The organism is Staphylococcus aureus (assembly GCF_001027105.1).
Taxonomy (GTDB): Bacteria; Bacillota; Bacilli; order Staphylococcales; family Staphylococcaceae; genus Staphylococcus; species Staphylococcus aureus.
Genome location: NZ_CP011526.1, coordinates 1,113,761 through 1,126,532 on the forward strand (window position 1 = coordinate 1,113,761; position 12,772 = coordinate 1,126,532).

At 32.8% G+C, this 12,772-nt stretch carries 9 protein-coding genes and 1 pseudogene; 8 read left to right on the forward strand and 2 right to left on the reverse strand.

Annotated features, from left to right (window positions below; translation table 11 throughout):
• Positions 1-249 precede the first annotated feature (249 nt).
• Positions 250-1,308 carry a phenylalanine--tRNA ligase subunit alpha gene (gene pheS / locus AA076_RS05630; RefSeq protein ID WP_000003559.1) on the forward strand — a complete coding sequence of 353 codons (1,059 nt, stop codon included), beginning with the start codon at positions 250-252 and terminating at the stop codon, positions 1,306-1,308.
• Positions 1,308-3,710 (forward strand): phenylalanine--tRNA ligase subunit beta, encoded by a 2,403-nt coding sequence (pheT, locus tag AA076_RS05635; protein ID WP_002871076.1) that lies wholly within the window; start codon positions 1,308-1,310, stop codon positions 3,708-3,710. Before pheS ends, pheT begins: the two co-directional genes overlap by 1 nt.
• A gap of 170 nt (positions 3,711-3,880) precedes the next feature.
• On the opposite strand, the gene rnhC is transcribed toward pheT, so the two are convergent.
• Complete coding sequence (gene rnhC, locus AA076_RS05640; protein ID WP_001284258.1) at positions 3,881-4,819, reverse strand: ribonuclease HIII; 939 nt, start codon at positions 4,817-4,819, stop codon at positions 3,881-3,883.
• A gap of 369 nt (positions 4,820-5,188) precedes the next feature.
• Between rnhC and zapA the strand changes: the two are divergent.
• The 5 genes and pseudogenes from zapA to trxA all read left to right on the forward strand — a co-directional run bounded on the left by zapA (position 5,189) and on the right by trxA (position 10,607).
• Positions 5,189-5,448, forward strand: a pseudogene (zapA, locus tag AA076_RS05645) (cell division protein ZapA).
• 7 nt (positions 5,449-5,455) lie between these two features.
• Entirely contained in the window at positions 5,456-5,977 is a 522-nt protein-coding gene (locus AA076_RS05650) for a CvpA family protein (protein ID WP_000234068.1), read from the forward strand.
• A gap of 72 nt (positions 5,978-6,049) precedes the next feature.
• Positions 6,050-7,762, forward strand: coding sequence for a DNA polymerase/3'-5' exonuclease PolX (gene polX / locus AA076_RS05655; RefSeq protein ID WP_000161942.1), 1,713 nt, complete (start codon positions 6,050-6,052; stop codon positions 7,760-7,762).
• Positions 7,763-7,771: 9 nt separating this feature from the next.
• Positions 7,772-10,120 carry an endonuclease MutS2 gene (locus AA076_RS05660; protein WP_001249285.1) on the forward strand — a complete coding sequence of 783 codons (2,349 nt, stop codon included), beginning with the start codon at positions 7,772-7,774 and terminating at the stop codon, positions 10,118-10,120.
• 172 nt (positions 10,121-10,292) lie between these two features.
• The gene (gene trxA, locus AA076_RS05665; protein WP_001018928.1) at positions 10,293-10,607 is read left to right on the forward strand and encodes a thioredoxin; all 315 of its coding nucleotides are present in this window, start codon (positions 10,293-10,295) and stop codon (positions 10,605-10,607) included.
• Between the two features lie 62 nt (positions 10,608-10,669).
• Here the strand turns inward: trxA and AA076_RS14800 are convergent, their stop codons facing one another.
• On the reverse strand, positions 10,670-10,765 hold the full coding sequence (locus AA076_RS14800) for a hypothetical protein (RefSeq protein WP_001788625.1): 96 nt from the start codon (positions 10,763-10,765) through the stop codon (positions 10,670-10,672).
• 165 nt (positions 10,766-10,930) lie between these two features.
• Between AA076_RS14800 and uvrC the strand changes: the two genes are divergently transcribed.
• Entirely contained in the window at positions 10,931-12,712 is a 1,782-nt protein-coding gene (uvrC, locus tag AA076_RS05675; RefSeq protein WP_000390529.1) for an excinuclease ABC subunit UvrC, read from the forward strand.
• Positions 12,713-12,772: the final 60 nt, after the last annotated feature.

The window sequence follows — 12,772 nt, forward strand, 5'->3', positions numbered from 1 at the left end:
ATAATCGTGACTGCAAGTTATTCCAATTATTTAAAGTCTTTTCACCTTTTTGGTTACTTAAAGAGATTTAAGTCGGAAAGACAATCCGTTATCAATATTAAACAAGTGTATGCTTAGGCATAAATTTGGGTGGTACCACGGAAATGACTTTCGTCCCTTATTTTTTAAGAGGATGAAAGTCTTTTTTTAGTTAAACAACAAATATGATAAATAGAAAATGAATAGTTCGAATAGGGAGGTCAGTGACATATGTCTGAACAACAAACAATGTCAGAGTTAAAACAACAAGCGCTTGTAGATATTAATGAAGCAAATGATGAACGTGCACTGCAAGAAGTTAAAGTGAAATACTTAGGTAAAAAAGGGTCAGTTAGCGGACTAATGAAATTGATGAAGGATTTGCCGAATGAAGATAAACCTGCGTTTGGTCAAAAAGTGAATGAATTGCGTCAAACAATTCAAAATGAATTAGATGAAAGACAACAGATGTTAGTTAAAGAAAAATTAAATAAGCAATTGGCTGAAGAAACAATTGATGTATCATTACCAGGTCGTCATATTGAAATCGGTTCAAAGCATCCATTAACACGTACAATAGAAGAAATTGAAGACTTATTCTTAGGTTTAGGTTATGAAATTGTGAATGGATATGAAGTTGAACAAGATCATTATAACTTCGAAATGCTGAATTTACCTAAATCACACCCTGCACGTGATATGCAAGATAGTTTCTATATTACGGATGAAATTTTATTACGTACGCATACATCACCAGTGCAGGCACGTACGATGGAATCACGTCATGGTCAAGGTCCAGTTAAAATTATTTGCCCTGGTAAAGTGTATCGTCGTGACTCTGATGATGCGACACATAGTCATCAATTTACACAAATCGAAGGATTAGTTGTTGATAAAAACGTTAAAATGAGTGATTTGAAAGGTACTTTAGAATTGTTAGCTAAGAAATTATTTGGTGCTGATCGTGAAATTCGTTTACGTCCAAGTTACTTCCCATTCACTGAACCTTCTGTAGAAGTTGATGTGTCATGTTTTAAATGTAAAGGAAAAGGTTGTAATGTGTGTAAACACACAGGATGGATTGAAATTTTAGGTGCTGGAATGGTACATCCTAATGTATTAGAAATGGCTGGTTTTGATTCTTCAGAGTACTCTGGATTTGCATTTGGTATGGGACCAGACCGTATTGCAATGTTGAAATATGGTATAGAAGATATTCGTCATTTCTATACTAATGATGTGAGATTTTTAGATCAATTTAAAGCGGTAGAAGATAGAGGTGACATGTAATGTTGATATCAAATGAATGGTTGAAAGAATATGTAACAATCGATGATTCTGTAAGTAATTTGGCAGAACGTATTACGCGCACAGGTATTGAAGTGGATGATTTAATTGACTACACAAAAGATATCAAAAATTTAGTTGTCGGCTTCGTTAAGTCAAAAGAGAAACATCCTGATGCTGATAAATTAAATGTTTGCCAAGTTGATATCGGAGAAGACGAACCTGTACAAATCGTTTGTGGTGCACCGAACGTTGATGCAGGACAATATGTCATTGTTGCTAAAGTAGGTGGCAGATTGCCTGGTGGTATTAAAATTAAGCGTGCCAAATTACGCGGTGAACGTTCAGAAGGTATGATTTGTTCGTTACAAGAAATTGGTATTTCAAGTAACTATATACCGAAAAGTTTTGAATCAGGCATTTATGTATTTAGTGAAGCCCAAGTTCCAGGAACAGATGCCTTACAAGCTTTATATTTAGATGATCAAGTAATGGAATTTGATTTAACGCCGAATCGTGCAGATGCTTTAAGTATGATAGGTACTGCTTATGAAGTTGCAGCATTATATAATACAAAAATGACTAAGCCAGAGACAACATCAAATGAGCTTGATTTATCTGCAAATGATGAACTGACTGTGACAATTGAAAATGAAGATAAAGTACCATATTATAGTGCACGTGTTGTTCACGACGTGACAATTGAACCCTCGCCAATTTGGATGCAAGCACGCTTAATAAAAGCGGGTATACGTCCTATTAATAATGTTGTTGACATTTCAAATTATGTGTTATTAGAATACGGTCAACCATTGCACATGTTTGATCAAGATGCGATTGGTTCACAACAAATTGTTGTTCGTCAAGCTAATGAAGGCGAAAAAATGACAACATTAGATGATACAGAACGTGAATTATTAACGAGCGATATTGTCATTACTAATGGACAAACTCCAATTGCATTAGCTGGTGTTATGGGTGGCGATTTTTCAGAAGTTAAAGAACAAACATCAAATATAGTGATTGAAGGTGCTATTTTTGATCCAGTTTCAATTCGTCATACATCAAGACGTTTAAATTTACGCAGTGAATCATCTAGTCGTTTTGAAAAAGGAATAGCTACTGAATTTGTAGATGAAGCAGTCGACCGTGCATGTTATTTATTACAAACTTATGCAAACGGAAAAGTGCTAAAAGATAGAGTGTCTTCAGGAGAACTTGGTGCATTTATTACACCAATCGACATCACTGCTGATAAAATTAATCGCACTATTGGATTTGATTTGTCACAAAATGATATTGTTACTATTTTTAATCAACTAGGGTTTGATACAGAAATAAATGATGATGTTATTACAGTGCTAGTACCATCACGTCGTAAAGATATTACAATTAAAGAAGATTTAATTGAAGAAGTTGCACGTATATATGGATACGACGATATTCCATCAACGTTACCTGTCTTCGATAAAGTTACTAGTGGTCAGCTAACTGATCGCCAATATAAAACTAGAATGGTTAAAGAAGTGTTAGAAGGTGCTGGATTAGACCAAGCTATTACGTATTCGTTAGTTTCTAAAGAAGATGCTACTGCATTTTCGATGCAACAGCGTCAAACAATTGATTTATTGATGCCAATGAGTGAAGCGCATGCGTCATTACGTCAAAGTTTATTACCACATTTAATCGAAGCGGCATCATATAATGTGGCACGCAAAAATAAAAATGTAAAATTATTTGAAATCGGCAATGTCTTCTTTGCTAATGGAGAAGGTGAACTACCAGATCAAGTTGAATATTTAAGTGGTATTTTAACTGGAGATTATGTAGTCAATCAATGGCAAGGTAAGAAAGAAACGGTTGATTTCTATTTAGCAAAAGGTGTCGTGGATCGAGTATCTGAAAAGTTAAATCTTGAATTTAGTTATCGCCGTGCTGATATTGATGGATTACATCCAGGTCGTACTGCTGAAATCTTATTAGAGAATAAAGTTGTTGGTTTTATTGGTGAATTACATCCAATATTAGCAGCTGATAATGATTTAAAACGTACGTATGTTTTTGAGTTGAATTTTGATGCATTAATGGCTGTGTCGGTAGGTTACATTAATTACCAGCCAATTCCGAGATTCCCAGGCATGTCTCGTGACATTGCATTAGAAGTAGATCAAAATATTCCAGCAGCTGATTTATTATCAACGATTCATGCACATGGTGGCAATATATTAAAAGATACACTTGTCTTTGATGTATATCAGGGCGAACATTTAGAAAAAGGTAAAAAATCAATTGCAATACGTTTAAATTATTTAGACACAGAAGAAACATTGACAGATGAGCGCGTTTCAAAAGTACAAGCGGAAATTGAAGCAGCATTAATTGAACAAGGTGCTGTTATTAGATAATGATTTAAACCCCATGTATAAGGATATCTGAAGTAGATTGATATCCCTAACATGGGGTTTTATTTTTGGGTTCACCAATTTGGTTCCAATGCATTTAAAAAGTCAAAGAGGAACAGCGGAATACAGATGATGCTTCGCACAACTGCATAAAAGCCTCTAATGATTAAAAATCAAAGAGGCTTTAAAATTTTTTGGGCTTTTTCACGATTTTTAAAATGCTTTTTTGAAATGGTATCTAAACGTGAAAGACCGTATTTTTTTATAATTTTGGCGGCGATTACATCGACTTTAGCACCGGCACCTTTAGGAATCGTCATATTAATATTTTTTGATATTTGATCCATATATGTAACAAATGCGTATCGAGAAATTATGCTTGCCACTGCAATGGCTAATGACTTCGATTCTCCTTTTGTTTCAAATTTTGTTTTCTTTGGAAGTGGTATATCTGATAATGCGTAATGGCTATACACTTCGCGTTTTGCGAACTGATCAATGACGATATAGTCTAATTGAGACGAATCAATTTTTTCAAGTACATTTTTGATGGCTTCATTATGAAGGGCAGCTTTCATTTTTACTTGAGTCCAGCCTTTTGCTTGCTGAATATTATATTTTTCATTGTGTAGTGTTAATAATGAATGTGGTATGAAAGTAACCAATTGCTCAGCAAGTTCTACAATTTTGGTATCGGTTAATTTTTTTGAATCATCTACACCCAAAGTTTTTAAAATAGGGACATGCTCTTTGGTAACGAAAGCAGCACACACAGTCAACGGACCAAAGTAATCGCCACTTCCAGCCTCATCACTACCAATACAGTTAAATTGATCATACATTAAAGTTTGTTCAAGAAAAGAATTAGCCATATTTTTCTTTTTAGTTTTATTAGTATTCAATTGAGAATGCTGCGGTAGAAGTTCTTCAGACACAGCTTCTGCATGATTACCTTGAAACATGACTTTACCTGATTGGTAAATATTTACAGTTGTATTTTGATACTTTGCACGTGCTTTCATACCTTGAGGTAAATTCTCAGTATCAAAAGAAATGCGTGACATTAATGTCGTTATGTCTTTATCCGACAATTTAAAAACGATATTCGCCATTTGTGTAAATCCTTTCATAAAATTTCATTGTCTTTAGCAAAAATAATCATATCATAAATGATAATAACGTCAGAAACATTTATGTATGTTGTAAAGAATTAATTGCGGATACTTACAAAATACATAGTGGTCATGTATAATGTTTATGAAAATGTTATAGTGACACAATTTAAACATGATAAAGTATTGAATAGAAAATTCTTTACATTATTTCATTATAAAAAGAACATTAAGTCATCTATAGAGATTGTGTTGTTGTTTTATCATAATTGCAATATAACAATATTAGTATCAAATTCAGACAAACTATCCAGTCATATTTTATAACGTGAATTTAGATTTTAAAAAAAGGATCAGGAGAAATTATAAATGACACAGTTTAAAAACAAGGTAAATGTATCAATTAATGATCAGCTTTTTACAATTGTTGGGGAAGATAACCCAGAGCACATACGATATGTAGCACATTTAGTTGATGATAAAATAAAAGAATTAGGGTATAAAGCAGCAGGTTTAGATACTTCAAGAAAAGCAATACTAACTGCTGTGAATATTATGCATGAAAAAGTACTACTAGAAGAAGAAAATCGACGTTTGAAACAACAAATTCACAAATTGCAGCAGCGTGAGCAATAAATGGTCATTGATTTTATCATAATCATTTTCTTTGTGTATTTTGTCATCGTTGGATTCAGACGAGGTTTTTGGTTATCTATGATACATTTGAGTGCAACGATTGTATCATTGTGGATTGCCAGTCAATTTTACAAATCTATTGTAGAAAGATTAATTGTATTTATTCCATATCCTAAAACAACAGCATTTAATACAACTTTTGCGTTTCATTTTAATCATCTACAAAATCGATTTGAAGCGATTGTAGCTTTTTTAATGATTACATTGTTTTGTAAGTTCATTTTATATCTAATTATCGTAACTTTTGATAAAATAATAGCGTATCAAAACATTCATATTTTCAGTCGTGCAATGGGAATGATAGTTGGTGTGTTTATGACGATAATTGTCTTACACTTTACGTTATATCTATTGGCATTATATCCTAACGAAGCATTACAACATCAGCTTAAAATATCTATTGTGAGTCATTCATTGATTTTTCACATCCCATATTTATCGGCTTTCACCATTAATTTATAAATTATCATAAGAGGTCAGGACAAAGGTATATATTAATGATACGTCCTGGTCTTCTTTTTATGGAGTGTTATTATGACAAAAAAAGATGTTATCAAACTATTAGAACAAATTGCTACTTATATGGAATTAAAAGGGGAAAATACTTTTAAAATATCAGCGTATCGAAAAGCAGCTCAAAGTCTTGAATTAGATGAACGACCATTAGATGAAATATCTGATGTAACGGAGTTAAAAGGCATTGGTAAAGGTGTTGCAGAAGTAATCAATGATTACCGTGAGACCGGTGAATCTCAGTATTTACAGCAATTACAGGAAGAAGTTCCGGAAGGTCTTATTCCACTTTTGAAAATTCAAGGACTTGGAAGCAAGAAAATTGCTAAGCTATATAAAGAGTTGAATATTGTTGATAAAGCGTCACTTCAAGTTGCTTGTGAAAATGGAAAAGTTAGTGAATTAAGCGGATTTGCTAAGAAAACGGAACAAAACATATTAGAAGCTGTGAAACAACTTGGTGCTAAGAAAGATAGATATCCAATTGATCAAATGAGAAGACTTAATCAAGAAATCATTGATTATATAGATACATTAAATTATATCGATCAATATTCATCTGCAGGAAGCTTCCGTCGTTTTAAAGAAATGAGCAAAGATTTAGATTTCATAATAAGTACCGATAACCCAAAAGCAGTGCAGCAGCAATTATTAAATATTCCCAATAAAGTAAAAGAAGTTGCAGTGGGGAACACAAAAGTTTCATTAGAATTAGCGTATGATGATGAAACGATTGGTGTCGATTTTCGATTAATTGAACCAAGTGCTTTTTATCATACATTGCAGCATTTTACTGGGTCAAAAGAACATAATATAAGAATTCGACAACTTGCTAAAGCACGTGATGAAAAAGTAAGTGAATATGGAATTGAACAAGCTGATGGTACATTAATTCAATATGATAGTGAAGCCAAGATATATGAACATTTTAATGTGAATTTTATACCACCTGCTATGCGAGAAGATGGTAGCGAATTTGATAAAGATCTAAGTAATATCATTACAATAGATGATATTAATGGTGATATTCATATGCATACAACGTATAGTGATGGTGCGTTTTCTATTCGAGACATGGTAGAAGCAAATATCGCAAAAGGTTATAAATTCATGGTAATTACTGATCATTCACAAAGTTTACGTGTTGCTAATGGCTTACAAGTAGAAAGACTTTTAAGACAAAACGAAGAAATTAAGGCTTTAGATAAAGAATATAGTGAAATTGATATTTATTCAGGTACAGAAATGGATATATTACCTGATGGCTCGCTGGATTATGATGATGAAATTTTAGCACAACTTGATTATGTAATTGGAGCTATTCATCAAAGCTTTAACCAATCAGAAGAACAAATTATGGAACGATTAGCTAATGCATGTCGCAATCCATACGTGCGACATATAGCGCATCCAACAGGGCGTATTATAGGTAGAAGAGATGGTTATAAACCGAATATTGAACAATTAATGGCATTAGCTGAAGAAACGAATACAGTATTAGAAATTAATGCCAATCCACATCGACTGGATCTGAGCGCTGATATCGTTCGTAAATATCCAAATGTGAAATTAACTATTAACACTGATGCGCATCATACAAATCATTTAGATTTTATGAATTATGGCGTAGCAACTGCGCAAAAAGGATTTGTAACAAAAGATAGAGTGATTAACGCATTATCGCGTGAAGCTTTTAAAGACTTTATTGAAAATAATACAAAACTTAAGAAATAGAGGGATTTTATGAGACAAAAAACATTAGACGTCTTAGAATTTGAAAAAATAAAATCACTCGTTGCCAATGAAACTATTAGTGACTTAGGCTTGGAAAAGGTCAATCAAATGATGCCAGCTACTAATTTTGAAACGGTTGTTTTTCAAATGGAAGAAACGGATGAGATTGCTCAAATCTATAATAAGCATCGTTTACCAAGCTTGAGTGGCTTATCTAAAGTATCAGCATTCATTCATCGCGCTGATATTGGCGGCGTTTTAAATGTATCAGAGCTTAACTTGATAAAAAGATTAATTCAAGTACAAAATCAATTCAAGACATTTTATAATCAATTGGTTGAAGAAGATGAAGGTGTTAAATACCCAATATTAGATGACAAGATGAATCAATTACCTGTGTTAACTGATCTTTTTCAACAAATAAATGAAACATGCGATACGTATGATTTATATGATAATGCGAGTTATGAATTGCAAGGGATTAGAAGTAAAATTTCTAGCACGAATCAACGTATTAGACAAAATTTGGACCGTATTGTTAAAAGCCAAGCAAATCAGAAAAAATTATCAGATGCTATTGTAACAGTTAGGAATGAAAGAAACGTTATACCTGTCAAAGCTGAATATCGACAAGATTTTAATGGGATTGTACATGATCAATCTGCTTCAGGACAAACATTGTATATTGAGCCATCATCAGTTGTTGAAATGAATAATCAAATTAGTCGATTACGTCATGACGAAGCAATTGAAAAAGAACGCATTTTAACGCAACTAACTGGTTATGTGGCTGCGGACAAAGATGCACTACTTGTGGCAGAACAAGTCATGGGTCAGTTAGATTTTTTAATCGCAAAAGCGAGATATAGTAGAAGTATTAAAGGAACAAAGCCGATATTTAAAGAGGACCGTACTGTATATTTACCTAAAGCATACCATCCATTATTAAATCGTGAGACTGTTGTAGCTAATACCATCGAATTTATGGAAGATATTGAAACGGTAATTATTACAGGACCGAATACAGGTGGTAAAACTGTAACATTAAAAACATTAGGTTTAATTATTGTTATGGCTCAATCAGGATTGTTGATTCCCACACTTGATGGTAGTCAGTTAAGTGTATTTAAAAATGTATATTGCGATATCGGAGATGAACAATCAATAGAACAATCATTATCAACTTTTTCATCTCATATGACGAATATAGTTGAAATTTTAAAGCATGCAGACAAACATAGTTTAGTTTTATTTGATGAATTAGGTGCAGGTACAGATCCGAGTGAAGGTGCTGCATTAGCAATGAGCATTTTAGATCATGTTAGAAAAATTGGTTCTCTAGTAATGGCAACGACGCACTATCCTGAACTTAAAGCATATAGTTATAATCGAGAAGGCGTTATGAATGCGAGTGTAGAATTTGATGTAGATACTTTGAGTCCAACGTATAAGTTATTAATGGGTGTGCCGGGTCGTTCAAATGCTTTTGACATTTCTAAAAAGTTAGGTCTTAGTTTGAATATTATTAATAAGGCTAAGACGATGATTGGTACTGATGAAAAAGAAATAAATGAAATGATTGAATCATTAGAGCGTAATTACAAACGTGTAGAGACACAGAGGTTAGAACTGGACCGTCTTGTAAAAGAAGCGGAGCAAGTGCATGATGATTTATCTAAGCAGTATCAACAATTCCAAAATTATGAAAAGTCTCTAATAGAGGAAGCGAAAGAAAAAGCAAATCAGAAGATTAAGGCTGCAACAAAAGAAGCTGACGATATTATTAAAGACTTAAGACAATTGCGTGAACAAAAAGGTGCAGATGTTAAAGAACATGAATTGATTGATAAGAAGAAACGATTAGATGATCATTATGAAGCGAAATCTATAAAGCAAAATGTACAAAAGCAAAAATACGATAAAATTGTTGCTGGTGATGAAGTAAAAGTATTATCTTACGGTCAAAAGGGTGAAGTTTTAGAAATTGTCAATGATGAAGAAGCAATTGTTCAAATGGGAATTATTAAAATGAAGTTACCTATTGAAGATTTAGAGAAAAAACAAAAAGAAAAAGTTAAGCCAACGAAAATGGTTACACGTCAAAATCGTCAAACAATTAAAACTGAACTTGACTTACGAGGCTATCGTTATGAGGATGCTTTAATTGAACTAGATCAATATTTAGATCAAGCCGTTTTAAGTAATTACGAACAAGTTTATATCATTCATGGTAAAGGTACAGGTGCACTTCAAAAAGGTGTACAACAACATTTGAAAAAGCATAAAAGTGTTAGTGACTTTAGAGGTGGTATGCCAAGCGAAGGTGGATTTGGCGTTACCGTTGCAACACTAAAATAAATTATAATTTGATAAATTAAATAGCTGCAGTTAAAATAATGTAAAGCAACAAGAATACATTTCAAACATGTTATTTGAAATAAGCATAAAAATTGAGCAAATAGAAATACATGAAGCATGTTATCTGATATAATTTGAACATCATAATAATAATTAAGGAGGATTGGCATTTATGGCAATCGTAAAAGTAACAGATGCAGATTTTGATTCAAAAGTAGAATCTGGTGTACAACTAGTAGATTTTTGGGCAACATGGTGTGGTCCATGTAAAATGATCGCTCCGGTATTAGAAGAATTAGCAGCTGACTATGAAGGTAAAGCTGACATTTTAAAATTAGATGTTGATGAAAATCCATCAACTGCAGCTAAATATGAAGTGATGAGTATTCCAACATTAATCGTCTTTAAAGACGGTCAACCAGTTGATAAAGTTGTTGGTTTCCAACCAAAAGAAAACTTAGCTGAAGTTTTAGATAAACATTTATAAGTTACAACCAATGACGACTGGGGCATTTCTTTAATGAATTGCTCCAGTTTTTGTTTGTGTTTTTAATATAAAAAGTTGAATGATAAGTCATCATATTGTTTACGACTTGAGAATGGTGGGATTAATAAATCTATGAACGTTAAATGATAATCTAGCATGCTGATAGATTTGTAGCAGTTGGTTTGATAAAACCATGTTCAATATTACATGATGTGCATGAAAAGTCATACTCGAAGATGTTGATTATTAACTAGAATTAGTGGTGATAAATTTGAAGCACTTTTGTAGCATCATTCATTTTAAAATTAGAAGGGGGGATATTTTTGGAAGACTATAAGCAACGAATTAAAAATAAATTAAATGTCGTACCTATGGAACCAGGATGCTATTTAATGAAAGATCGTAATGATCAAGTGATATATGTTGGCAAAGCTAAAAAGCTAAGAAATCGATTGCGATCATATTTTACGGGTGCTCATGATGCTAAAACAACGAGACTGGTTGGTGAAATACGTCGCTTTGAGTTTATTGTCACGTCAAGTGAAACAGAATCACTTTTACTGGAATTGAATCTGATTAAACAATATCAACCAAGATATAATATATTATTAAAGGATGATAAAAGTTATCCATTTATTAAAATTACGAAGGAGAAATATCCTAGACTACTAGTGACGAGAACTGTAAAACAAGGTACTGGCAAATATTTCGGACCGTATCCGAATGCATATTCTGCTCAAGAAACTAAAAAGTTATTAGACAGAATATATCCATATCGCAAATGTGATAAGATGCCAGATAAATTATGTCTTTATTACCATATTGGACAATGTTTAGGACCATGTGTATATGACGTTGATTTGAGTAAATACGCACAAATGACGAAGGAAATTACTGATTTTCTGAATGGGGAAGACAAAACAATTTTAAAAAGTTTAGAAGAGCGAATGTTAACTGCAAGTGAATCACTTGATTTTGAACGGGCTAAAGAATATAGAGATTTAATTCAACATATTCAAAATCTGACAAACAAACAAAAAATTATGTCATCAGATAAAACGATTCGTGATGTCTTTGGTTATAGTGTTGATAAAGGATGGATGTGTATCCAAGTTTTCTTTATACGACAAGGTAATATGATAAAGCGAGATACAACGATGATTCCATTACAGCAAACAGAAGAAGAAGAATTTTATACATTTATTGGACAATTTTATAGCTTAAACCAACATATTTTACCTAAGGAAGTTCATGTACCACGTAATTTGGATAAAGAAATGATTCAATCTGTTGTGGACACTAAAATCGTTCAACCCGCGCGAGGTCCCAAAAAAGATATGGTTGACCTAGCTGCACATAACGCTAAAGTATCCTTAAATAATAAATTTGAATTAATATCACGTGATGAGTCCAGAACGATTAAAGCTATTGAAGAACTTGGAACACAAATGGGAATTCAAACACCAATTAGAATTGAAGCATTCGATAATTCTAATATTCAAGGTGTGGATCCAGTGTCAGCAATGGTTACATTTGTCGACGGTAAACCAGATAAGAAAAATTATAGAAAGTATAAAATCAAAACGGTTAAAGGTCCAGATGATTACAAATCAATGAGAGAAGTAGTAAGACGACGATATTCTCGCGTTTTAAACGAAGGATTACCATTACCTGATTTAATAATAGTAGATGGTGGTAAAGGACATATGAACGGGGTTATTGATGTGCTACAAAACGAATTAGGTCTTGATATCCCTGTTGCAGGTTTGCAGAAAAATGATAAACACCAAACATCTGAATTATTATATGGCGCTAGTGCAGAAATTGTACCACTGAAGAAAAATAGCCAGGCATTTTATTTGTTGCACCGTATCCAAGATGAGGTTCACAGATTCGCAATCACATTTCATAGACAAACACGTCAAAAGACAGGCTTGAAATCAATACTTGATGATATAGATGGTATCGGTAACAAACGTAAAACATTATTATTGCGTTCATTCGGTTCAATCAAGAAAATGAAGGAAGCTACACTTGAAGATTTTAAAAATATAGGTATTCCTGAAAACGTCGCAAAGAACCTACATGAACAATTGCATAAATAAATTACTGGGCGTGAGAATCATTCTCATGCCCCAAAATATATGAAATAATGTTACAATATG

Excerpts from the sequence above, each read along its gene's own strand:
- AA076_RS05650 (WP_000234068.1), top strand. The coding sequence starts at position 5,456 with ATGGTCATTGATTTTATCATAATCATTTTCTTTGTGTATTTTGTCATC.
- pheT (WP_002871076.1), top strand. The coding sequence starts at position 1,308 with ATGTTGATATCAAATGAATGGTTGAAAGAATATGTAACAATCGATGAT.
- AA076_RS05660 (WP_001249285.1), top strand. The coding sequence starts at position 7,772 with ATGAGACAAAAAACATTAGACGTCTTAGAATTTGAAAAAATAAAATCA.
- polX (WP_000161942.1), top strand. The coding sequence starts at position 6,050 with ATGACAAAAAAAGATGTTATCAAACTATTAGAACAAATTGCTACTTAT.
- trxA (WP_001018928.1), top strand. The coding sequence starts at position 10,293 with ATGGCAATCGTAAAAGTAACAGATGCAGATTTTGATTCAAAAGTAGAA.
- pheS (WP_000003559.1), top strand. The coding sequence starts at position 250 with ATGTCTGAACAACAAACAATGTCAGAGTTAAAACAACAAGCGCTTGTA.
- rnhC (WP_001284258.1), bottom strand. The coding sequence starts at position 4,819 with ATGGCGAATATCGTTTTTAAATTGTCGGATAAAGACATAACGACATTA.
- AA076_RS14800 (WP_001788625.1), bottom strand. The coding sequence starts at position 10,765 with ATGCTAGATTATCATTTAACGTTCATAGATTTATTAATCCCACCATTC.